General features: G+C 35.4%; 11 protein-coding genes, 2 tRNA genes and 3 pseudogenes. 10 read left to right on the top strand and 6 right to left on the bottom strand.

What is annotated here, in order from left to right; genetic code table 11:
* Window positions 1-107: 107 nt before the first annotated feature.
* The 6 genes and pseudogenes from F6K22_RS00370 to F6K22_RS00345 all read right to left on the bottom strand — a co-directional run bounded on the left by F6K22_RS00370 (window position 108) and on the right by F6K22_RS00345 (window position 4,280).
* Window positions 108-239 (bottom strand): hypothetical protein, encoded by a 132-nt coding sequence (locus tag F6K22_RS00370; RefSeq protein WP_293092149.1) that lies wholly within the window; start codon window positions 237-239, stop codon window positions 108-110.
* 1,316 nt (window positions 240-1,555) lie between these two features.
* Entirely contained in the window at window positions 1,556-2,488 is a 933-nt protein-coding gene (locus F6K22_RS00365; protein WP_293092147.1) for a transcriptional regulator, read from the bottom strand.
* A gap of 296 nt (window positions 2,489-2,784) precedes the next feature.
* Window positions 2,785-2,856 (bottom strand) — tRNA-Thr (locus F6K22_RS00360).
* Between the two features lie 32 nt (window positions 2,857-2,888).
* Window positions 2,889-2,970: transfer RNA gene (locus tag F6K22_RS00355), tRNA-Tyr, on the bottom strand.
* Window positions 2,971-3,306: 336 nt separating this feature from the next.
* A pseudogene (gene tnpA, locus F6K22_RS00350) lies at window positions 3,307-3,555 on the bottom strand (IS200/IS605 family transposase); the annotation flags it as partial.
* Window positions 3,556-4,112: 557 nt separating this feature from the next.
* Window positions 4,113-4,280, bottom strand: a complete 168-nt coding sequence (locus F6K22_RS00345; protein WP_293092145.1) for a hypothetical protein — start codon at window positions 4,278-4,280, stop codon at window positions 4,113-4,115.
* A 644-nt stretch (window positions 4,281-4,924) separates the two neighbouring features.
* Here F6K22_RS00345 and F6K22_RS00340 point away from each other — a divergent pair.
* From F6K22_RS00340 to F6K22_RS00295, 10 genes and pseudogenes are all read left to right on the top strand, one after another.
* The gene (locus F6K22_RS00340) at window positions 4,925-6,529 is read left to right on the top strand and encodes a hypothetical protein (protein WP_293092143.1); all 1,605 of its coding nucleotides are present in this window, start codon (window positions 4,925-4,927) and stop codon (window positions 6,527-6,529) included.
* A 1,207-nt stretch (window positions 6,530-7,736) separates the two neighbouring features.
* Window positions 7,737-8,486, top strand: a complete 750-nt coding sequence (locus tag F6K22_RS00335) for a TspO/MBR family protein (RefSeq protein WP_293092141.1) — start codon at window positions 7,737-7,739, stop codon at window positions 8,484-8,486.
* An 881-nt stretch (window positions 8,487-9,367) separates the two neighbouring features.
* Window positions 9,368-10,183: pseudogene (locus F6K22_RS00330) on the top strand (CHASE domain-containing protein).
* A 384-nt stretch (window positions 10,184-10,567) separates the two neighbouring features.
* Entirely contained in the window at window positions 10,568-15,187 is a 4,620-nt protein-coding gene (locus tag F6K22_RS00325; RefSeq protein WP_293092139.1) for a tetratricopeptide repeat protein, read from the top strand.
* A 64-nt stretch (window positions 15,188-15,251) separates the two neighbouring features.
* Window positions 15,252-16,379 (top strand): sulfotransferase family 2 domain-containing protein, encoded by a 1,128-nt coding sequence (locus F6K22_RS00320; protein WP_293092137.1) that lies wholly within the window; start codon window positions 15,252-15,254, stop codon window positions 16,377-16,379.
* Window positions 16,380-16,406: 27 nt separating this feature from the next.
* Window positions 16,407-18,872, top strand: coding sequence for a glycosyltransferase (locus tag F6K22_RS00315; protein WP_293092135.1), 2,466 nt, complete (start codon window positions 16,407-16,409; stop codon window positions 18,870-18,872).
* Between the two features lie 1,597 nt (window positions 18,873-20,469).
* A complete protein-coding gene (locus F6K22_RS00310; RefSeq protein ID WP_293092133.1) occupies window positions 20,470-22,446 on the top strand; it encodes a tetratricopeptide repeat protein in 1,977 nt (658 codons plus the stop codon).
* A gap of 506 nt (window positions 22,447-22,952) precedes the next feature.
* Window positions 22,953-23,093 (top strand): hypothetical protein, encoded by a 141-nt coding sequence (locus F6K22_RS00305; protein WP_293092131.1) that lies wholly within the window; start codon window positions 22,953-22,955, stop codon window positions 23,091-23,093.
* A 568-nt stretch (window positions 23,094-23,661) separates the two neighbouring features.
* Window positions 23,662-24,423 carry a sulfotransferase family 2 domain-containing protein gene (locus F6K22_RS00300; RefSeq protein ID WP_293092129.1) on the top strand — a complete coding sequence of 254 codons (762 nt, stop codon included), beginning with the start codon at window positions 23,662-23,664 and terminating at the stop codon, window positions 24,421-24,423.
* Between the two features lie 377 nt (window positions 24,424-24,800).
* Window positions 24,801-25,100 (top strand): annotated as a pseudogene (locus F6K22_RS00295) (glycosyltransferase family 4 protein); the annotation flags it as partial.

Genomic DNA, 25,100 nt, shown 5'->3' with positions numbered 1-25,100 from the left:
TATAATCCCCTTTACTTCCTAAATTTAAAGTAGTAACAATATCTAAAAACTTAGCAGGTTATAATTGATTAAAGAGGATTAATAACGCTTCTTAGATAATTTTATCGTTATGGGTTAAGTTCGTTTTCATCACATACCTCTAAGATAAAGTTAACAGGATTGAGGGTTTTTAAAGAAAGGTTTTGACAACGACTAATCAGTCTTTTCTCACAGGTGATAAAATAATAAGTTTGTGTCATTGCTGCACAAGCAATATGATAAGCGTCAAATAGTTTGATTCCTTCTTGGGTAAATTCATTTGCTCTCTCTTTAATAGCTAGGTTAAGAAGTTGATAAATAGTAGCTTTCTTTAGATAAGACTCATTGTCAATTTTTGTAAGAGATAAGGGTTATTTTTATACTCTAATTCTAATGCTTCGGAACTAACTAGAATAATTGATTCTTCCTCTATCATTTGAAAAATGAGTTTAACTGCTTCAGTTTCTAAGGCGATTTTCTTCTGTGTTTGGTCATCAAAAGGACGATTATAAACACTGGTATCTAAATAAACCTTAATCAGATAATACTACCTCCCCAATCATTGTTTCTGCTTGTTTAACCCTTATCTCTTCTAACATTAATTTCGGTAATAACTATCTCTTATCTACTAGCATTTATGAGTTTAAAATTTGAGATTAATTGATTTATATTTAATTTATAATATTTTTCATACGGATGAGTTACAATAACAATCCTAGAAAGTAACCCAAAATTAGAGAAATCAAAAAGCACTCTAACTGATAGCTGATTCATTAATGAATAATTACCTCTGGTTAAAACCATCAGATATGTATAAGGAAATATCCTAGCACTTTTTTTTCCTGGAAAGCCTCCCCTTTCAAGGGTGAATAATTAATAATTATTAATTATTCGGTAATAATTCCTATATATTCTTGAGGTGAGACAGGTTTTATTTTTTTGATGATTCATGGTATGATTATAATTATTTATATTATATTATGGAATATCCTATGCAAAAATTTATCCCACCAATTATCAGTAGTATAATTCTGGCATTGTGGATAAGTGGGATTGCAATCCTCTCAGTTCAGAATGCTACCCCAATATCTTTAAAGTTTATTGGTTTCCAGTCCATCCAGCTCCCTGTAGGAGTTATCTTGTCTTTTAGTGTTGGTATCGGACTTATAATTAGTTCCATTCTACTGCCCCCACTTTTTAATCTTGGACAGATGAAAGATCGTCAAGAAGATTTTTGATTTGATCTGAGAAAACAAAGTTTTCCTGGTTTTAAGTTTTAGTATTTTCCCCTGGTTACCCTTGAATGACAAAGCAAAATTAGTTTACCTCAAGATTTATGCTTGATCCCGATCGCGCATTTTTCTCCAAGCTCAAGTCTCTTGCTAGTTCTATTGTTACTCCACAGATTTAAAGTGAGGCAGGTAAATTTATTTATATTAGCAAATTGTCCTTCTGAAGGGCAATATTGATTTACCTAATTCTGACTCTCACTTGACCAAAAGCGCAGGCATGGAAGTAAAGCCATCATAAGTTTTCATTATAACTTGTAAACTTGACCATCAATCAGTAGTCGAGTAATTCCTTTAGCTTGCAAATAAAGTGTAGTTTTTTGCAACATTCTACCATCAGGAACTTTCAGCACCCTTTGATTATGGGCAGAAAATCTATGAGCTACTCGGTGATTATCAAAAACTGGTAAAGTTTTCTCCTGAGACTCTTCCACAGGTATTTGTCCTAATTCCCCAAAAGCTATCAAAGGTTTAGTAACTAACTCTGTAAATTTATCTACTACTAAATAACAAGTTTTTGGCAAGACGGACTCCGTGAGAGTATAAATTTTAACTTCAGATTGGTGAGAATTGTGAATAGGAATAGATAGATTATAAGAGCTGTCTACATCTTCTTCTACATCAAACTTATCCTCATCATCAAACTCCCCATCAAAATCTTCTAAATCATCGTTCTCAAAATCATCTAAATTTTGGGGTTGCTCTCGTAAATCTGCGGCTAAAATCTCTTCTATTTCTTTGGTAGGGGGGTAATTACTCTCAAATGTATCGTTTAATTTTTGATTTTCTTGAGCAGCTAAAGATAATTTAGGGCTTTCTGTCAGTTGCTCAGTTTCATCATCATTAGATGAAGAAGAACGTCGGCGTCGTCTTTTTACTACCCCATCTGCTTCACCTTCCTTATCGTCCGATTCAGAAGGATCTAAACTTTCCCTAGCTGCTGATTCATCTAAGTCGTTAGTATCGTAATCTATATTTTTTGAGGAACGAGATGGACGCTTTTGCTTCTGTTGAACTAGGTCTTTATATTCATCTTCTGGTATGCTACTTTGTAATAACCGTCTAATTGTAGAACTACTCACTCCATAGCGGTCTGCTAGAGTAATAGTATTCTCTTCTGTAGTTTGATACAGTTCAACAATTTCTAATTTTTCTGAATCTGACAGTTTTGTAGGTGTCATACCACCTTCCCTAAAAAATGTTTAATTAATTTATCTGCTATACTCTAGCTTAGACTAATACATATAAAATATTAATATGATATTTGAGTATACATTAAATTTAATACTAAAGTTTGTTTAACCTTAAGTAGTTTAGGAAATATTTCAGCTTTTCTGATTTGGTGTTAAGAATCACCATATTTAAGCCAAACAAATAAATCCATACCTTACTTTTTAATTATTATGGTATGTTGGTATTAAAACGATCAAATAATTAATAATAATTTTATTTATTTATTTATTTATTTATTTCTGAAAGCCCGTGACGAGGATTGAACTCGTGACCTCACCCTTACCAAGGGTGTGCTCTACCACTGAGCCACACGGGCGTTTTTATTTCAATCCTTTTAATTTTAGTGAGTGGGCCGAGCTGGATTTGAACCAGCGTAGGCGTAGCCAGCGGATTTACAGTCCGCCCCCATTAACCACTCGGGCATCGACCCTTGCTACTCACATTTATACATATTAACACAAAAAATTTTTATTGCAATAGTTTTGTGAAAAAAAATTATTTAGGGTTTGCTGAAAAAGTCTTATGGGTGGGACTATAAGTCAAAAATCAAAATTTAGCAGTCATAAGTCAGGATAAATGGGAATGACAGAGGATGTAGTTAGAAGAATTGTCCCTCAATTTTTCTGCCCTTGCCTACTCAAAATCCTCAGCTGTGTGAGCTTAAGGAAGAACAAAGCTTGTACTTTTTTTGCATATGCAAAGGCTAAAGCTTTTAGATTGAATCAGCAAGCCCTATTTACCAGAAAATTGGGTTTAAAGCCTCCCCCTAAAAGGGGGACTTTCCTCCTTGAATGTACTTTTTCAGAGTTTCAAGTGGTGCGCCTCCAACTGAAGCCACAAAATATGAAGGACTCCAAAGCGCAGTTTTGTGTGGTTTTTCATATCCTGCTGCTCCATATAATCTACTAGAAACACCTTTAAGATGATTGACTATTTGAGATATAGACAATTTAGGTGGGTATTCAATAGCTGCATGAACATGATCGGCTTCCCCATTAAACTCTAATATATTGAACAGGACTTACGCAAAGACACTATATATAGCGTATGGTAAATAGAGCGATGTAGCTGCCGCACTTGCTCCACCAATGCTTTGAAAAAATGTAGCGATCGCCTCAAGACAAATACCATTGTCAAAACAATATGGAACAAAGCCCTTTTATATACTAATAGACCTCTCCAAAAATAAAAAATAAAATCAATTATCCTAGAGAAATTATCAATTATTTCCCCCTCCATACCTATTCCCTCTTTTGTGGAGATGTCTAATGATGCTACCAGACTTGATATTGTACTGAATCCGGTTTAGACAGAAGGTTTATTATGAAGGTAAGCCAGAAGGTATAGGGGTTAGAGAGCAATTTGATAAAGTAGCTTTTGACAACCATAACCAGATTTTGTATTACTTCTGCGCGACTCCCCGACTTACAGCAGTTTCGGAGTTGATGAGGTACACAATTTTAGGACTTTAGGGAACTCGCAATGGAGTCAAAGAATATATAGTCTGGCAAGTGAGCGATAAAACTACGTTCCGCCATTTAGATAAATTTTGACTTTTGATTTTTGAGTTCCTTAAAACAATAACAATATAGAAGTCATTTGGTATATTTGTCCGCGATTAAATTTTTGAGGTACGAGTCGGCAGTAGAATAGAGACACTTGCAGAAAAAGATTGAAAAATGCTCCACCAGAAATATTTTCATCTTGTGAAGCTCCCATAAATACTTGTTTTTCCCTCATCAAATCTTTCCATCCATCGCTCCTGAGTGGAAAATCACCAACATTTTCATTTTGTTAAGCTCCAGAAAAAATTTGCCTATAAAAAGGTTGTCGGTTGCATCGTCAGAATTTTTGTGATATGATAAAAATTAGATGGAGTAACTCGCCCATATACATGATTTTTTATTCAACTAAAAATTTTATATTTTCTCAGGGATAGAACTCCGTTCCGCTTCGCGACATGTTTGCGGAGCATTCCGTCAGGAAAAGGGGGAGCCTAGCGGCAGCTATAAAGCGAATGTTGTAGAAAGGAAAATCAATGTAAAAGATACACTTAGGGGTTCCATAGCAGTCGAAGCAAAGGGCGCGGAAATTACTAAATGCTGTTTGGGGAACATTTTTGTAGGAAAAACTAAGTCAGAGATGACTTTCGACTGTGGTGAAGTGCGTCTTACATTCTGGAGGGGCTGTGTGCGGAATTACTTCCGCACAGTAGGCGCCCCGTAGGAAACCTCGCCAATTAGCACTCGCTTTTGTAAGGGCGAATGGCCATTCGCCCCTACTGACTTTTGCCTTCCACATAGCGCTATACCAACAGTTAGTCTGTAGTGAAAGGTACTATAATCTACCACAAATATTATATATAGATGTGGAGAGGAATCTAGGTGACTAAAATCCATTCAACCGATGCCACTCCTGAATATAGGTGGCAAGAAAATATAGAAAATAAATTTAACAGTAGTAAATGGAATTCTAATTTACTTCAACGTTTTACAGTAACCATAACTTTACTCACCCTAACTGTTGGATGTATACCCACTCAACAGTTTCAAAGCAAAATATCTCCCAGCTTAGAGAAAAATCATATCTCAATTAATAACTGCGATCTAACTTCAACCAAAGAAAATAACCCCCAAATTTCTCTGGTTTCTCAAAATTCCAATTCTACTCAATGCGCTTCTATTGACCCTTTTAGTCAAGCAGTTAGGTTTGCTACGAAAGCCGCAAATTTAGCTCAGTCTGCTAGAACCAAACAACAGTGGGATAAAGTAGCACAAGAGTGGGTACAAGCAGTAGCTTGGATGCAAGCGGTACCGCCAGAAAACCCCAGACGTGCTTTTGCCGAGAAAAAAGTTACTGAATATATGAGAAACCTAGCTTATTCTCAACAACAAGCTGCTTCTGCTCCCTCTGAGTTTAACCCTGTTTCTTTCAATAGTGATATTCTTGATACTCAGTTAGAACTTTATCTGTCTTACGTTGCCACTGTCGGTGCGCCAGATGTTTTAATTGTTGGGAGTTCTCGTGCTTTATATGGAGTTGCCCCCCAACAACTACAAGAATATTTGATAGCTAAAGGTTATCCTCGACTAAATATATTTAACTTTGGTATTAATGGTGCAACTGCTCAAGTAGTAGACTTTCAACTGCGACAACTTTTGAGCTATGACCAACTGCCAAAATTAATTATTTGGGCAGATGGAGTACGAGCATTTAATAGTGGGCGAGTCGATCGAACTTATAATTCAATTTTTGCTTCTGAGGGTAAAAGACTACTACTTTCTGGCATTCGCCCCCAGTTACCTAAAGCGAAATCTAACTTAGCTTCTACCTGTTATCAGTTTCCCAAACCTTTGAATGTATTTTCACCTACTCCCAACTTTCCTTGGGAGATATCGGTGGGGGAGACAATAGAGATTAACTATAGCGCTATTAAACCAACTAACTATACAAAATATTCCTATAAACCCCTATGGCAAACTTCCTCAAACTCAACTCCCTATAGCCAATACTCGACTCAACCTGTACAAACAGTAGCGATCGCCAATGCTGCTGATGCTATTGACGCTAATGGGTTTTTGTCAGTAGATGAGCAGTTTAATCCTTCCTATTATTATCGAAGAAAACCTTATGTCGCAGGGCTTTACGATGGCGACTATGCTGGTTTTTATCTTGGAGGTACTCAGGCGACAGCTTTAAATTCTGTTGTTAATTTTACTAAATCTCGAAGTATTCCTTTAGTTTTTGTTAATTTACCTCTATCTGATAGTTATTTAGACTCTGTACGTTGGTCTGCTGAAGAAGAATTTCATGGATGGATGCAACGTCGCGCTCAAGAGCATGGTTTTAAGTTCCTGAATTTTAATTTATATCAACCCCAATTAGCAAAGAATAAATATTTCTTCGACCCCAGTCATCTTAACCGTTATGGGGCAGGTGCTGTAGCTCGTTATCTGGCTGCTAGTGCTGGAATTTCTTGGCCACGTTAACAGAAGTCAGAAGTCAGAAGTTAGAAGTCAGAAGTTAAATTTATAGTCCAGTAGTGGCGTGACACGCCTGAAATTTGGCAATATGTAGTAGCGCGTCCAAACTCAAACTGTCGGTAAAACCTAACCCCCCGACCCCCTTAAGTGCTAGCGTTGGGGGAGTTTCCCCCCTCTCCTTATAGGACTATGCTTTACCCATAAGTCTTAGAAGCATTGCAGGGTGGTCCGTGTGGTCCGTGTGGTCCGTGTGGTCCGTGTGGGGAGATGGTTTAAGTAGCTAGTCAGAGTTGGCAAATGCTGAAATTGCCTTATTCACTTTTAACCACCCATGTCCTAGATACGAGAAATGGCAGGGAAAGTCTTCTCTTCCCCCTCTTCCCCCTCTTCCCCCTCTCCCCTATCCTGTAAGGAATTTAACAGATGTGGGTAAAGCATAGCCTTATAGGAGAGGAGTCGGGGGAGAGGTCTTCTTAAGACTCGCTCTTTACCCATATTTTTAAGCTGGACGAGCTAGTAGGGGCGGGTTCATTTTTCAAATTCATCATTAAATTATATAAACCCGCCCCCACCCCAATGGAAGTCCAGTAAATCAAGTTGTCATTGTGGCCATCGGGAAGCAATCTTGCGTAACCCCTGAGATTGCTTCCTTCCACGGAGTGACCGTCGCAATGAATTGGATGAGGAATACCTATAAATACCCAGCAATTTCCGAGAATTTACCATCGCTTCTTCTACTTTGTTGCACTACCTCCAGAAATATGTCAGCGAATACACTAAATTGATATGTTTCTAGCAGAAATAACGTAAGTGCTAACACAGATTTTACCTGCTAATTTTTGGAATTTAAAATCGATCGAAAGCTTTTTTTTTAGACAAAATCCGCTGATAAAACACACTTTTTTTTGCTTGAAAACTTTTATTTCTTAAAAATAAGTCTCCAGTCGCATCTGATACTGGAGACTTATTTTTGCTGTTTAAGTTCCAGAAATTAATTAATTCTTTCTCAAACCTTTGTGGGTATGTTTCATGGAACGTCCCTACTCAAGTTAATATGTAATATTATGTCCGGATAATTAGCGGTCAAAAAGTTTTTGTTTGTAGTATTGCTCTAGCCCCTCAAATTTCCCAGGCTAAAGCGCTACTACAAGCTTTAATTATAACTATTCAACCGGACATGATGTAAATTGATAATTTTCTGAGTATTTTAATTATGACTCAATCAAATGATGGTGGAACAGTTGAACAGATTGTTAATACAGTGATGGGGGTGAAAACTGAAGAGACAAATCAGTCTCTAGACAGACAAATAGTTTCTACAAAAGAGCTAGATTTAAAGGCACTTTCAATTTATAAATTAGGAACTATCCTGCAAATAGGAATAATTATTTTTGCTTTTTGGGGAATGGAAAAATTGGTAATTTTAGTTAATAATTACTCTTCTTTTCCCAGTTGGTTAAGCACAGTATTTGCCGGAATATTTTTCACATTATTAAGTATTCGTTCGCGAATTTTTTCGACCTTAGACAATACCCGTACTAGCAAAACTTATGATAGTATTGTCAGACCAAAATGGGCACCTCCACCTTTAGCTTTTCCCATAGTTTGGATGACAATTGCAGTTTTACGAGTAATTTCTTCTCTATTAATTTGGCAGCAGATGAACCAACAATTTTTAGTGCTTCCTTTAATAGTTTTTGCAGTACATCTTGCTTTAGGAGATACTTGGAATACTATTTTTACTGTAGAACGTAGATTAGGTGCTGCTGTTCCTGTTGTGATTTTCGGACCTTGGTTATCTGCCTTAATAGTTACTATCTTTTACTGGCAAATTAATCCTATAGCTGGAATAATTTTAGCTCCTTCCTGTGTGTGGTTAACTGTAGCTGTTGTATTAGTATTTAGGATTTGGCAATTGAACGGCAAAGAACCATTATATCCACTAAAATTAACAGTTAGCTAAAATATACTATTGTAGGGGTTTTTTGACAAAACTCCTACTTATATCATGTCCGGATAATTAGTGATAAAAAAACTTTCTCCTTTTCCTCCTGTTTATTCTTTCTTCTCCTTTCTTCCCTCCTGACTCCTGACTCCTTCGTCATTTATTTATAAGTATTCAACCGGACATGATATTAAACCCAACCTACACTTATTATACAATTTAATATATGTTAGTCCACTACAGCTAGAGTTGTTGCGTAAGTCCTGATTTATATATAGCAATTCTAAATGATTGGTGAAAATTTTTAGAATAGTTAATATTAACGGAAAACCTTTAAAATTCTGACTCGGTGCTCCTGACTCCTGACTCCTAACTACCACAAAAATATTACAACTGAAATAGGATTGCTATAGTATAAAAGCATTTCTCAAGTTAGTGAGGTATAGTTGTTTTTCTTCTTTTCTGTTCTCTATTCAAATAGGACGTTCCCTGACAACAGAGGGAGGGAATTCATGCTTTTTGAGTTAAATTCAGGGCAAATATTTTTTCATAAGTTTTTGAGCAAGTAAATTGAAAAAATAATTAATAATAATTGATATTTCTTAATTTATATAGCAATTCTAAATGATTGGTGAAAATTTTTATAATAGTTAATATTAACAGAAAACCTTGAAAATTATGTATGTAGCCAATCCAACGGCTTCCCTACCTGACTCCTGTACGGGAGAATGGCTATTTGCCCCTGCCACAAAAATAGACCTCTTGCAAAAGTTTTAATTAAATAAATTCAAGATATAAAATTAATAATTTCATCTCCCTATTCCTTCTTCCCTATTCCCTGACTCCTGCAAAAAGTTTAATATTACAATTTAAATAAGATTGCCATATATTTCTCTCCCATGAATATCAACAAATATAAACAAGCTAAAAATGACTTATTCAGACAATATATACCAGTATGGTTGACTATAATTATTGGCAGTTTATTATCTGGTATTGGGTTTGCTGTAGTCAGAAATTGGGAATCCCAAAAAATTTCCATAGAATTTAAAACTTTAGCATTAGATAGAGTACATCAACTCGAAGATACAATAAAAGAAGAAATTATTGATGTATTATTATCACTTAAAAGTTTCTATCAAAGTTCACAAGAAGTTAATCGAGAAGAATTTCGAGAATTTGTTTCATATTTTTTATATAAGATGCCAAGTATTCAAGCATTAGAATGGGTTCCTTATGTTCCTGCTAATGAAAGAGAAAAATATGAATTAAAAGCGCAAAAAGATGGTTATTCTAATTTTCAATTTACCCAACGTAATGAAGTAGGAAAAATAATCCGAGCTAGACTCAAAGCTGAGTATTTTCCAGTATATTTTGTTGAACCATATCACGGTAATGAAAAAGCTCTAGGATTTGACTTAGCTTCTAATCCTAATCGTCTAGCAGCTTTATAAAAGGCTCGCGATAGTGGAGAGGCGATCGCTACTTCTAAGATTAAATTAGTACAAAAAACAGAAAATACTGATGGTTTCTTGATTTTTCAACCCATATATCAAAAACAATCAATTAATAATTCAATTGCCGATTTGCGTAAAAATTTACAAGGATTTGTTGTTGGAGTATTTAGTATTAAAGAATTATTTGAAAAGTCTTTAGATGAATTTTCTAGTCAAGGGGATGAATTTGACATTTATATTTACGATAGTTCAGCTTAGGAAAAGTTTTAGTAAAAAAATAAGAATGGGAAGAGGCGATCGCTTGTTTCCGCAAAGCAATTAAGTTAGCTCACGACTGGGAAAAGGTAAAACAGCATTTGGCAGATGGGGAAAATCAACTTCAGGATAAAATATATTACCAGGATTTATTCTGGATTTAACATTGATTTGGTAAGAAAAAAGTTATTGATTTATTCAAGAATAATAAAATCATCTTCAAAACCCTTGAATTTATTTCAAGCGTTTTGAATTTTCGCTATAAAAAACATCAAAGTACCATTAATATCTCCTCAATTTATTTGATTTTTCTGTTCTCTTATTAAGATTTCCGGATTTTGTTTAAAGTTACTGTTTGATAGTAATAGGAAATAAAAAATAGAGACGATGTCAAAAAATTCAACAATTTTTTCCCCACCCACACAACCACAAACAATAAATATTAAGCAAGCAAAAAATTTTTTCGGTTTAGGAAAAGTTTTAGCGAAAAAGGAAGAATGGGAGCAGGCGATCGCCGCTTACCAAAAAGCAATTAAGTTAGCTCCCGACTGGGAAGAGGTAAAACAGCATTTGGCAGATGTAGAAAATCAGCTTCAGCAGAAAATAGCGAATGGTGAACAGCAGGAAGAAGCTAGTGAGAAGTTAAGAATAGCAGGGAAGTTGGGGAAAATATTAGCCACACAAAGGAAGTCAGATTTAGAAAAAATTGCTGCTAGTAACACAATTAAAGTAGATTCAAATTTGGCAGATAATTACCATTTTCAAGGTGATGATTTGGTAGAAAAGGGAGAGAAAGAAGAGGCAATAAAGGTTTATAGAAAAGCCATTGAAATTCAACCAGGATTATGGGAATTGCATCATAAATTAGGTAATTTGTTACAGGAAAAAGAGGAGTTAGAAGAAGCTGTTGCTGCTTATAATAAATCGATAGAATTAAATCCGGATTTTTCTTGGTCTTATCATAATTTAGGGAATGTTTTAGTTAAGTTAGAAAAATGGGAAGAAGCAGTTAATACTTATCGTCAGGCTATTAAATTGAATCCGGATTTTGCTTGGGGTTATTATAAGTTGGGGGATATATTAGTTGAATTGGAAGAGTGGGATGAGGCGGTTAAGGTATATCGTCAATTTATGCAAATTCAACCAGACTTTCCTCCTCAAGTAGAGGAAAAATTAAATCAGTCATTGCATCAGCAAATTAAAGGGAAATTAGAGGAAGCATTGAGTTATTATCGACAAGCTATTGAGAAAAACCCAATGGATATTGAGAGTTATCAAAAAGCTTTAGAAATTAAGCCTGATGATGCTGAATTGTATTTTGGATTGGGTAATGCTTGGATTGCAAAAGGTGAAGAAGAAAAGGCGATTGTCGCTTTTCAAAAGGCAATTGAGAACAATCCCCAGTTTTCCAAGTATCATCAAAACTTAGGGCAGACATTGGAAAAAATGGGACGGGTACATGAGGCGATCGCTGCTTTTAGGAAGACAGTGGAATTAAATCCTCATGGGGTTTTATCTCTAATTAATTTGGGGAAACTGTTACGGAGTCAGGAACAATCTGAGGAGGCGGTGGGTTATTTGTGGCGGGCAGTTAAGTTGCATCCAGAACCTACTGTGCTTTGGCAGCAGTTTGGAGATCTTTTATTGCAGTTTCGAGAGAGAGAGGAGGTAGAGGAAGTATATCAAAAAGCTATAGATATCCATCCTTCTTTTAATTTAAAAAAAGAACTAAACATCAATGACAACTATGACAAATATACTTCTCCAAGAGTTGGAGTTTGCGTACATATTTTTTACAGCCATATGTGGGAAAGAATTAGTAAATATCTTGAAAACATAACTGTCCCTTATGACCTTTTTATTACCTGTCCTTTAGAAAAAAAATCAGAGGTCTCAGCTCTGGTAAATAAAAATCATCAAAATGCTCAAATCAAGGGCGTAGAAAATATAGGAATGGATGTGGCTCCATTTATCAAATGCATCAAGGAGTTTGAGTTGTGGCACTATGATGTGGTTTTAAAACTGCATACAAAAAATGATAAATCGTTTATTAGAAAAGAACAGGGAAATATCCTTTTCCAAGGGACGCTAGGATCGCAAGCTCTGGTCAATCATATTTTGAATAATTTTGCGATAGATGATGAACTGGGTATGGTTGGCCCCGATTATCTTTATCGTTCGGCGCAATACTTGATGTATGGCAATAGGTGTTTTGTAGACAACTTTAGAGAAGTTCTTAATCTTGAAAGCTATCAAGGTGACTGGGGATTCTTTAGTGGTACTATGTTCTGGATTCGAGGGTCGCTTTTACGAAACCTAGCAGATGCTTCCCATTGGATTCTGAAGTTGTTCGTTACATCTGAAACATCAATTACAGGAGGAGATGGTACATCAGCGCATGCATTTGAACGACTCTTCGGGTTATTACCAACTGCTAGTGGAATGAAAACGGGTCTCACTTATCGTCGTGACTCTAGTGCTACTGAATTTGTTTTACAAGTACCTGAAACTGATAATCTCTTGAACAAGCCATTGCGCTATGCCTGTACAACGGATCATCTTCTGCGATCTGCCAATGCAAAAGACTGGGCAAAAATAGTTTCAAAATCAGATTTTTTTGACGAAAAATATTATCTCGAAAATCTGAAAGAAAAATACATGGTTGAGATCGCAACAAGAAGCCCAGCAACTCACTTTATTTTATATGGCGATCCCGAAGGTTACGATCCCAGTGACAAGTTTTCGACTGCATATTATCATTTGCGGTATAAAGATATACGCGAGCGCAAACTACCTGCCTTGGTTCACTACATACAACATGGGATGAAAGAGGGGCGTACAGCCTTACCTTCAAACGAAAACTGGCTTGAATTGGCGGAGCAAGAAAACTTATTTTCTGAAACTTGGTGTCAACAGACTTATTCCGATCTCGATTTAAATGACTCAACACCAAAAAAGACATACATGATTAATGATGACTGGCAGAGTCGTGCCACGAGTCAAAGTTTTGATCCAAAATTGTTACCTATAGTAAACAATAAATGCAAAGATATTCAAAAATATCCGCTTATAGTATATCTGTCTGAATACGCTTTATCAGAGTATGCCCTCTATGATGCTGTTAGTCGGTCTTTCAGTAACAAAGACTTTTATATTATTCCTAAAATTGTGGAGCAATTGCACCAGAATTTTGGTGAAACCCGTGCCTCACTTGAGGCATTAGGAACCAGCTTGATTCTACAAAAAAAATGGGACGAAGCACGCTCGGTTTGGACCAGGGTATGGGATCATTTTCTCAACGGTAGTTTTGTGGAAAGATATAAATCTTCTGTCATCCAATACGACATAACTAATGCCAACATCAAAAGTAGCTTTAGAGATGTTGATGGTTTATGGGTGTACAACCATGATTCACAGAATTACCGAGTGTGTATATACACATCATTATATGGAGATCGTGATGACCTGCTTCCAATAATGTCTACGGCTAAAGGTGTTGACTATATCTGCTTTACAGACAGACCTCGCAAATCACAAGGATGGCAGCTTCGAGTCGTCGATCCAGGCTTAGCTGATAGCAACTTAAATGCAAAAATCTTTAAGATACTTCCTCATATTTATCTCCAGGAATATGACTATTCCCTCTTTGTGGATGCCAATACACTTTTCTTGGGAAGAATCAATGATTTACTCAAAAAATGTTTATCTGGATCGGATTTTGTGATGTGGAGGCATCCTGTACGAAATGATGTTTACTTAGAAGTAGCAACAATTATGGCTCATCGCAGACATGAACCTGACGGATTAATAGAGCAGATAGAAGCATACGCAAATTCTGGCTTTCCGAGAAAATCAGGTATGGCAGAAGGTTCTTTCATTTGGCGCAAACACAATAATCAGGTGATTGCTTCTTTTATGGATGAATGGTGGCAGCATATCCAGAATTATACGCGCCGAGATCAAGTCAGTTTAGGATATTTGATGTGGCGTAACGGCTTGCGTCCATCAGTTCTTCCTGATGAACTTGGAACATCTAGAAATAATATATATTTTAATAAAATTTCTCATAAAAAAGAAGTATATGAAGTCAATAAATATTCAAATACTGTCAATGATTCTAGAGATTTTTCTTGGAAAAAGTCAGATGTAGTTTTTTTATATAATCCTAAGTTCGCCAGTTCCGGATCGACAGTTATGCGAGGGGAACAACTTTCGAGTCTAGTTCGACCTCATCTGGAGAATCAGATGGTGTTTTATACAAGCGATGATGATGTTCGTGAACAAATTTTGTTCCTCACTAAGGGCTACCTAGCATCATCAACGCCTGAACAGCTAGAGCAACTTAAGAAACGAAACAACATCATTATTGCAGATTTTGTTGATGCTGTACCAGAGGAGGCAATCGTGGAAAGTGTAGATGTATTGGTTGCTGCTTCTCTTTCTGCTTATGTAGACTATTGCGACAGGTGGCCTGAAAAAAAGATACATTACATCACACATCATGCCGATCCAAGAATTGTGGCGAACAGACCTGATTGTCTGAATAAAAGACCTCATATTGGGTATTTTGGTGAAATTGCCAACACAATTAAGTCAGATAAAATCCAAGAATTCGTAGACTTCTACTTAGTTGATACTAGCAGCCAAAATTCTACCTCTTGGATTAATCATATTTCGGAATATAATTGTCATTATGCTGTCAGAAAAACAAGAAAAATTGATGGTAATAAGCCCTTTACAAAAGGCTTTATTGCTGCACATTGCGAATCAAATATTATCGTACAAGAATCGGCTACTGATGTTAAATACTATCTGGGAGCTGATTATCCATATCTTTTACCTGATAACCCTGATGAAGCAGACATATTGGATATCTTACAACGTATCCATACACAGTATGGAGGAAGGGAGTGGAATTATGGTCTAGAAATTATGAGGGAGGTGCGCGATCGTAGTTCCCATGAACGAGTTATACGAGATTTTAAAGAGCTGTTGAGTTCGCTTTAAACTGGAGTTGCAATCGATACAAAAACATCAAAATTCTTAGCACATTAATTAAAACAGAACAAAAATGGATATGACTTCAAACCAAACATCACCAACTTTTATATTCAAATGGAATCTTGATTGGCCTAATGAAAAGACATTGAGGAATTGTGATAGGGAATCTAAAGTAGAATTTCGTGGATGGGTGCTTGCCAAAGGCAATTTACCCGTGCGTCTTGTCCTTCGTCAAAATGGAGTGAATCAGTTTTACGATCTCAACGAGAGTCGGCCAGATGTCATCCGAAAAATTCTTAATTTATCAGAGAAAAATCATTCAAAAGAAATGTGTGGATTTAGGCATAGCATTGCCTTGTCTGGTAATTTTGATTTTGGTTTTGAAAAAAATAAGGAACAGATTCAGTGGATACGTTCATTTGATTTTCTCGAAAAAAATGAAATCAAAAAACTACAAATAAATCCAGAAATTGAAATCTTTGAAGATCGAGCAGATGCCAATCATAGCCAAGATGTTTATCTCTTTATTCATATTCCTAAAACAGCCGGAACCTCTTTTAGGAAAGGATTAGAAAAGCAGCTTGGCTCTTCTCGAATTCTATATGACTATGGAGCCAGATCTTCAGTTACGAGTCCAATTATTCAATCGTCTATTTACAGAAAATCTATCGATGGAACATCACTACAGGAATATATTCAGGAGCAAAGTATTAACGTCATAGGAGGGCATATTAATCAACACCATATCAAATACTATTGTTCTATTTTGGGTAAAAGAACCAAGTTAATTACATTTTTAAGGGAACCAATTAGACGTTGCTTATCTGACTATTTTCATCACGTTTATCATTATAATTATTCGGGAGATATACAAGAGTTTATTTTCAAAAAGAACAAGTCAAATTTACAATCCAGAATGTTGAAAGAAATTGAACTTGAAAGTTTGTATTTTGTGGGAATTACAGAGAAATACAATGATTCGGTTGATTTTTTTAATCGTATTTCTCAGAATTCGATTCCATCACTGACCCTGAACAAAAATAAAAAGATACAAGATTTCCTAAAACAAATCCCTGAGCAAACTTTGGATTTCGTAATAAAACAAAATGAAAAAGATCTGGAATTGTACAAAAATGCTGTAGATATTTTTGAACAAAAATTATCTGGGATTGATAGTGATTTGCCATCGTCTGTTTAAATAGTAATTAGCAAATATAATTAAAATATGAAAACTTGGGAACACTACCTAGAACAAGCCAAACATTTCTACAAAAATCAGAACTGGTCAGAAGCGATCGCTGCTTACCAACACGTTCTCGAACTCAACCCCAATTTCCCAGGAATACATCAAAGAATCGGGGATGCTCTACAACAACAAGCAAAAGCAGAACAAACTAATCTGCTTAACTTTTACAAACAGAAAATTCAACAAAACCCAGACGATCTACAAATCTACTATCAAGCATTAGAAATTTCTCCCAATGATGCCGAAATTTACCTGGGGTTAGGAAAAGCGTTTGCCAAAAAAGGATTATTTGACCGCGCTCAACTTGCCTATCAAAAAGTTCTCCAATTCCAACCCAACCATCCCTTAGCAGAGAGTTTTCCATCTGCTCAAAATTCCTTAAGTTCCCTAACCCCATCTCTTCCCCAAACCCCCCAACTAGACCAAGCAAAACAAACTCTTGATACTCTTAACCAAATCGCTCTTGATAGTTTCCTCAATACCAACTCTCAACTAAATTTTCCCCTGGTTGAACATCCAGAAATTAGCATCATTATTATTCTCTATAACCGAGCAGAAGTTACCTTAAGTTGCTTATACTCCCTTTTGAGAAACCCCTTTCAATCTTTTGAACTGATATTAGTTGATAACAACTCCACTGATACCACCCGTCAACTGCTACAACAGATAAACGGGGCAAAAATTATTCTTAATCATCAAAATTTTCATTATCTCCTGGGATGTAACCAAGGCAGCAAAATTGCTCAAGGAAACTATCTGCTATTTTTGAATAATGATGCTCAAATTCTCGGCAATAGTATTCCCTCCGCTCTGGAAACCATAAAATCTTCAGATGATATTGGTGCAGTAGGTGGAAAACTAATCCTTCCCGATGGCACCCTCCAAGAAGCGGGAAGTATCATTTGGCAAGATGGAACTTGCTTAGGATATGGACGTGGAAACTCACCTACTGCACCAGAATATCAATTTAAACGTACTGTTGATTATTGTTCCGCAGCTTTTCTCTTAACTCGACGGGATTTGTTTTTACAATTAGGAGGATTTGATGAAGATTATCAACCAGCTTATTTTGAGGAAACTGACTATTGTGTGCGACTACAAAAATTAGGGAAAAAAATTATTTACGACCCTAATGTGAATATTCTCCACTATGAGTTTGCTAGTTCCAGTAATACAAGTTCCAGCAAACAGGCGATCGCTCTGATGGAAAAAAATCAAAAGATATTTCAACAAAAACACAAAGAGTGGTTTTCGTCTCAATATCCTACCGAACTGAAGAATTTAATATTTGCTCGCACTCAAGCTAGAGAAAAACAAAAACGCATATTATTTATTGATGATAGAATTCCTCATCCTTGGATAGGTTCTGGTTATACCCGCAGTCATTCTATTCTCTGTAATCTTGTTAAATTAGGCTATTTTGTTACCCTTTATCCAGGGGATATACGTCATATTGAAGATTGGTCAACTATTTATTCAGATATTTCCCAAACTGTTGAAGTTATGCGGGGATATGGGTTAATTATGTTAGAAGATTTTTTAAGAGAACGCAAAGGATATTATGACTTAGTTTTTATTAGTCGTCCCCATAATATTAAACATTTAAACTCTATTTTAGCGAAAGAAAATCTCCTCAAATCAGCCAAAATTATTTATGATGCTGAAGCAATTTTTAGTATCCGAGACTATGAATATAAACGTTTAAATAAAATTCCTTTTACTGAAATAGAGCGTCAAAAAGCTATAACAGAAGAAATTCAGCTAGCTAAAAATAGTCATCATATTATTACTGTTTCTTCCCAAGAAAAACAACAATTTCTTGCACAAGGTTATACTAATGTCAGTTTATTAGGTCATTCTCTGTCAATTAATCCTACTCCTAAAACTTTTGCAGAAAGAGAAAATTTACTGTTTGTGGGTTCAATTTATGAAAAAGAATCTCCTAATGCTGATTCTATTTTATGGCTAACTTCAGAAATATTTCCTTTGATTCAGAAACAACTTGGTCAAGATATTGAATTGATAATTATTGGGAATAACACTGTAGAAGAAATTGAACAAAAAGTAAATAGTTTAAACAATCAATCAATCAAAATTTTAGGAAAAGTAGATGATTTAACACCATTTTATAATCAGGCGAGATTATTTGTAGCTCCCACTCGATATGCAGCAGGAATTCCTCATAAAGTACATGAAGCAGTAGCTTATGGTTTGCCAATTGTGACTACATCTTTAATTGCTCAACAGTTAGGATGGAAAAATGAAACAGAATTATTAGTTGGTGACGATCAGATAAATTTTGCTCAACAATGTATCAAACTTTATCAAGATTCAGCTTTGTGGAATAAACTTAGAAAAAATGCCATGAAGCGAGTTGAAACTGAATGTTCTCCTGAATTTTTTTCAGAAACTTTAAAGTCTATCTTAAAATCTTGGGAAAATTAGAGAGAGAATTTAGAAAGATTTGCCAATGACTGAAGATAGAATACTTTTTTATACCGAATTAAGCGGATTTGATATTAGAGACTGTTTGTAAAAGGAATATTAAATCTAGGCGTAGTAGACTGTTTCATCTTAAATGTTGCAATAGATGTAGGTTGGGTTGAGGGACGTAGCAAGATCCCGTCAGGGTAACCCAACAACAATCTTTCTCCTCTACTCCCCTACTCCCGTACAGACGTTGCATGCAACGTCCCTACTCCCTAATACCATTTTGAAAAAATAATTTTACGAATAATAGAGGCGATCAAAAGATTTTATCTCAACGTTGGTTGAAGACCTGCGCTCTCCTGACAAGGGAGCGTCGGGATGAAAACCAATCAATCTTGCGGTTTTTCCAAAGCGTGTGCTATGCTTCAAAAAGGCTGCTGGGCTAGCAGTGTCAGTCTGTGGAGCGACCGTAAGACCGAAAAGAGGCTTGACCTTGGAGGCTGGTGCATTGTTAGCGCAGCTCCTCTGCAAGAGGCAGCAGAAAGCCCTAATCAGCGATGGTTAGGAATCCCGCGCTGTCACGCAAGTGCAGCGTCGGGAGGATGTCAAAGGAGATATCCCTTTCACAAAAAAGGTGATTTCAGACCTAAAAAATGGTATTTAAACCATTGATTCTGACTCCTGACTCCTGAATTCCCCTCTTGGGAGGGGTTAGGGGTGGGTTGACTCAAACAAAAATTCCCTAGCTATTTGTAGCAAACATTTATCAAATTGGTATAATGTACAGTTTTAGCTGTGTCGGTTCAGTAGTAGACTGACACAGCTAATTTTGTGCATTAGAAAATGGGGGGATGGGGTGATGGGGTGATGGGGAGATGGGGTGATTACGAAAAAAGTTAATGCACTATTTTAGGTGTGTCGGTCCAGTAGGGTGGGTTAGGGGACAATACTTATGAGTCGTGAAGCCAAACTCAACTGGGAGCTGTAACCCACCGAATATACTGAAGATTAAGACAGGGTATTGGCTTAATCTTTGCTTGTGCATTCAATCTCTTATACATATTTTAGTCAACAGTTAATCACTTCTAGGTTTGTCTTCCTGCCAAACCAAAGAAAGGTTGTAGTGTGGCCATAAATTCAATGGCTAATATGATCTCCGGATAATAAGTGATAAAAAAGTTTTTGTTTGTAGTAGGGTTTGAGCCACTGAAATATGTATTTTGGGGCTAAAGCTCTACTACGAAGCTCTAATTATAACTATTCAACCGGATATGATATAAATTATTGGCTTCTCTTTTACTGGCCATCGGGTACATTTAACAGCAAAATTATACTAATTGAAGAAACAATTAATGCCCTTAATAAACCTAAAGAATAGGGTAAAATTCAAGTAGTAGGTGTTTGTAAATTTTTGAAAGGTAATTACTATCATACTAAACTTTAATTTTACCGAATAATTAAGGTTTAAAGCCTCTCACTCGCCGTGGAGAAACAAGAAAAAATTTTCATGATTAGTCAATCTTATCCATTTTCAAGGAGAGGTAAGAATTAATAATTAATTATTAATTCTTGAAAGGTATTTTATCCTTCAAAAAATCATCGGGTGCAAAAAATGAATGTTAAGCAAGCAAAGAATTTTTTCTGCTTAGGAAAAGTTTTCGTGAAAAAGGGAGAATGGGAGGAGGCGATCGCTGCTTACCACAAGGCAATTAAGTTAGCTCCTGACTGGGAAGAGGTAAAACAGTATTTGGCAGATGCAGAAAATAAGCTTCAGCAGCAAGAAGCTAGAGAGAAGTTGACAATAGCGGAGCAGTTTGGGCAAATATTAGCTACACAAGGGAAGTCGCATTTAGAAAAAGTTGCTTTTGGTAATAGAATTAAAGTAGACTCAAATTTGGTAGATGATTACCATTTACAAGGTGATACTTTGGTAGAAAAGGGAGAGAAAGAAGAGGCAATAAAGGTTTATAGAAAAGCAGTTGAAATTAAACCGGAATTATGGGAGGTGCATCATAAATTAGGGAACTTGTTGCAGGAAAAAGAGGAGTTAGAAGCGGCTGTTGCTGCTTATGATAAATCGATAGAATTAAAGTCTGATTTTCCTTGGGGTTATTATAAGTTGGGAGATGTGTTGGTTAAGTTGGAGGAGTGGGATGGGGCAGTTAGTGCTTATCGTTGTGCTATACAGCTAAATTTTAACTTACCTTTTATTGAGGATAAATTAGCAAACTCACTACACAAACAAGCAAGAATAATTCAAGAACTTGCATTTAACTATTATCTAAAAGCTATTCAAAAACATCCACAAAATATAGAACTATATTACAAAGCTTTGGAAATTAAGCAAGATATTAATTTGTGTTTCGACTTAGCTAGCATTTTGGCTCAAAAAGCTAAATTTGATGAAGCAATAATTATCTACCAAAGTATCACAGAAATTGATTCTAGTAGTTATGAAGCTTATTTGCAATTAGGAAATTGCCTAACAAAGCAAAATAAGTTTGATATTGCTATTAGTATGTATAAAAAAGCTCTAGAATTAAACAAACAATTATATTGTTTGTTAGCAAAAATAGAAGAAGTAAATTTAACCCGAACACAGTGGGATGTCAAATTAACAACGGTATATAAGTTAGCTATAAAATATAACCCTAATTGTTTTAAGTATTATGATGAAATTGGAGATATCTTTATTAAAGATGAACAGTTAGATGAAGGGATTTACTGGTATCGTGAAGCACTTAAGATTAAACCGTTTAGTTGGGAAACATATCAAAAATTAGGTGATATTTTTTCGCGAAAAAGAAATTATGAAGATGCTATTCTAATGTATAAGTCTGGATTGGAAATACAACCAGAATCAGTTGATATATATAAAAAAATCAAACAAGTTATTGAAGAAAATTATGCTATTACTAATAATTCAAAATATTATATAGACAGTTATCAAGATGCAATCAAAAGATTTCCCGATAGTTCCGAGATTTATTGGGTACTTGCTCAAGAATTGGATAGACAAAATAATATTGACTTAAGTCTAAGTTATTATAATTATGCTATTAGCATAGAACCAAAATGTTTTTTATTTAATTATAGTATGGGAAATGCTCTAATTAAAAAGATGGAATGGGGGGAAGTTGATATTCCAAGTAAACAATATCTCTGTGAGAAAGCAATTAAGGTATATAAAAATGCTATTGATATCAACCCAAATTACACCAAAACTTACCAAAAACTGGGAAATGCTCTGGCTAAACAAAGTCGCTTTGAAGAAGCAGCTGCAGTTTACAATAGTTTAATTCAAATTTATCCAGACTATTTCATTGCCTATCATCAGTTAGGAAATTTACTAATGAAGCAAGGAAAATTTCAAGAAGCAATAGAAAATTACCGTTACGTTATTACACTTAACCCCAAATTTCATGGAGTGTACAATCTACTCGGAGAAGCATTACAACAAGAAGGTCAATTAACCGAGGCAATTGCTTGTTATAAAAAAGCCATTCAACTTAGACCTGATATTGGTATAGGTGTATATAAAAAACTTGCTGAAGCTTTAGCTCAAAAAAAGTTCATTAATTCAGTCTAGTTAAAATATTTTTGCTTCCTATAAAAATAATGCTCGTAAGCATTCAGTTATTAGCAGTCAGGTCTCAGCTTTTTAATAAATAAAGCAGGCAAACGAAATAGTTCTACATATATAGCAATCCTATTTTATTAGTGTCCAAAATCTTGTCGTTTTTTGGGAATAGGCAATGGTCAATGGGCAAGAGTTTCGGAGTTTATTTCTAGTTTTTGAATTGTTACAACCTATGGGCGGATTGCTATATCCATATTCTACCTTTAAAGGTAGTGAAGCTAATAGCTAATAGCTGACCACTGAATGCTTACCAAAAAATTAAGGTATAAAGTCTCTCCATTGATGGAGAAAACAGAAAAAAAATTCCTTTTAGCCAATCCTATTCTTTATAAGAAGAGTTCAATAATGGATAATTGATAATGGATAATTGATAATTACCTCTCCCTAAAACGGATTGGATTGAATAATACCATTTCTCAAAAACTTTTCTACATTTGATTGAGTAGGGACGTTGCATGCAACGTCCGTACGGGAGTAGGGGAGTGGGTAGGGACGTTGCATGCAGCAGACCTACGGGAGAAGTAAAAACAACAATAATTAATGTTAAACTTGCTCAAAAAACACAAAAAAGTAATTACCTTAGTTTAATTACTTAATAACTGAAGTTTTATCCAAGGTCTTGCGTTATTTTTGGGAATTGGTATAAAAGGAAAAAATTTATTTCTCTTGGTTGATTGGATATGGCTAGGTTTCTGATGCATCCCATCCTGACGGACTGCGAGCAATTCATGTCGCGAAGCGTTAACGAAGTTGTGCGTTAGCTAAACAACCGCTTTTTTCCCTTGAAAGGGGAGGCTTTACAGCGCTTTTCGCTCTTGATGAACCACATCTTCACAAGCAAAAATCGTGTAGGGGCGATTCGCGAATCGCCCCTACTGTGGTATACCGTGCAGGAAAACCGCTGTAAACCTGAATTATTGAATTATTGAATTATTAATTATTAATTATTAATTATTGAACAATACTCTACCTTAGCTAATGAAAAAATATAGCTTTTAATAGGCTAAAATGCAGAATTATATGAAATACGTTAATGTTTGCTACTAAAGATTGATGGGGTGATGGGGGGATAGGGTGATGGGGGGATAGGGTGATGGGATGATTCGTATATTTGCAGAATTTTTTGTATTTCATATTATTATATTTGTCAGGAGTGAAAAAATTATGAATATATCTGAGATACAACAAAAACTTTCTAGTAAAACCTTGATATTTCCCCATATTCCAAAAACAGCAGGTACTACTCTACGTTCTGTGATTTTAAGTCAGTATTCTCAAGAAAAAGTACACTTCCTTAAAGTTAGCCAAACTCCTCTTGAAGCAGCCCAAAAGATATCTGAGTCTGATAATAAAAGGGTTCATTGTTATGTCGGACATATGCCATACGGCCTTCATAAATATTTAGCTAAACCAGCAATTTATATAACTCTTATTCGAGAACCAGTCGATCGAATTATTTCCATGTATTATTTTATTCGTGAAGAACCAGCTCATCGACTACACAATGAATTTTTGTCTAAAGATATCAGCTTAGAAGATTTTGTACTGTCTAGAAATTGCCCTAGAAATGAACAGGTTAAGAAAATAGCAGGCTCAATGGTAGGAAGTGCTAAAGAAACTATGGATTTAGCTTATCAAAATATTTGTAATCACTTTTTAGCAGTGGGAACACAAGAAAATTTTGATGATTTTTTACAAGTTTTACAAAAAATTTTGGGTTGGAAAAATAAATCATATACAAAACAGAAAGTAACTAAAAATAGAAAGAATAAACGAGAAGTATCTCAAGAGTTAATTGACATTATCAAAGAAAGAAATGGGATGGATATTGCGTTTTACAACAATTTAAAAAATAAGTTTACAATCAAAAATTTTGATTATATTGTATCTAGAACTACCAGTAAATTAATAAAAAATGAATGGTAATTAGAGACTGTTTTTCATTAATGGATAATGGATAATGGATAATTGATAATTACCTCTGGTTAAAACCGCTCGGGAATTGAATATAAGGAAACATTATTTCTTCTTTTCCCCTTGAAAGGGGAGACTAATAAAGCTGAATTATTTAATTAATAATTAATAATTGTTAATTATTCGGTAAAAGGAATATCAAAAATTATTTCCCCCTACTCCCGTACGGGCGATTCGCGAATCGCCCCTACTCCCTCTTTTCCGGAGAGGTCTAATTAAAACTTTTGCAAGAGATCTATTATGTGAAGCCTCCTTATTGCAGAGGTACTCAATTGCGCAGTTACAACCATAGGAGGCTAACTGATAACTGAAATGACCACTACTAAATTATGATCAAAATTCTTCATATCATTCGTCAAGCTTCTGTTGGAGGAGCTTTCCGCTCCCTAATAGCTACGGCAAAATATTTATCACTTTTTTCAGATTATAAACAACGTATTGTTTCTCTGATTTCTGCCGATCCAGTTGCTATTAAAATAGCGGAAGAAGCTGGTATAAATGTAATAGCTCTGCTAAATCGCGAGGCAATTCTACAGGAAATTAGCAATGCAGATATAGTACATTTGCATTTTTGGAATACCCCAGAAATCTATGAGCTTATACGCTCTGGACTTCCACCAATGCGACTA

Origin of the sequence: Okeania sp. SIO2F4, assembly GCF_010672385.1 — a bacterium.
Lineage (GTDB): Bacteria > Cyanobacteriota > Cyanobacteriia > Cyanobacteriales > Microcoleaceae > Trichodesmium.
Note: the sequence above shows the minus strand (reverse complement) of the source record. Positions and strands in the feature narration are given on the sequence as shown.

Excerpts from the sequence above, each read along its gene's own strand:
- F6K22_RS00370 (WP_293092149.1), bottom strand. The coding sequence starts at position 239 with ATGACACAAACTTATTATTTTATCACCTGTGAGAAAAGACTGATTAGT.
- F6K22_RS00365 (WP_293092147.1), bottom strand. The coding sequence starts at position 2,488 with ATGACACCTACAAAACTGTCAGATTCAGAAAAATTAGAAATTGTTGAA.
- F6K22_RS00345 (WP_293092145.1), bottom strand. The coding sequence starts at position 4,280 with ATGAGGGAAAAACAAGTATTTATGGGAGCTTCACAAGATGAAAATATT.
- F6K22_RS00335 (WP_293092141.1), top strand. The coding sequence starts at position 7,737 with ATGACTCAATCAAATGATGGTGGAACAGTTGAACAGATTGTTAATACA.
- F6K22_RS00325 (WP_293092139.1), top strand. The coding sequence starts at position 10,568 with ATGTCAAAAAATTCAACAATTTTTTCCCCACCCACACAACCACAAACA.
- F6K22_RS00320 (WP_293092137.1), top strand. The coding sequence starts at position 15,252 with ATGGATATGACTTCAAACCAAACATCACCAACTTTTATATTCAAATGG.
- F6K22_RS00315 (WP_293092135.1), top strand. The coding sequence starts at position 16,407 with ATGAAAACTTGGGAACACTACCTAGAACAAGCCAAACATTTCTACAAA.
- F6K22_RS00310 (WP_293092133.1), top strand. The coding sequence starts at position 20,470 with ATGAATGTTAAGCAAGCAAAGAATTTTTTCTGCTTAGGAAAAGTTTTC.
- F6K22_RS00305 (WP_293092131.1), top strand. The coding sequence starts at position 22,953 with ATGCAACGTCCGTACGGGAGTAGGGGAGTGGGTAGGGACGTTGCATGC.
- F6K22_RS00300 (WP_293092129.1), top strand. The coding sequence starts at position 23,662 with ATGAATATATCTGAGATACAACAAAAACTTTCTAGTAAAACCTTGATA.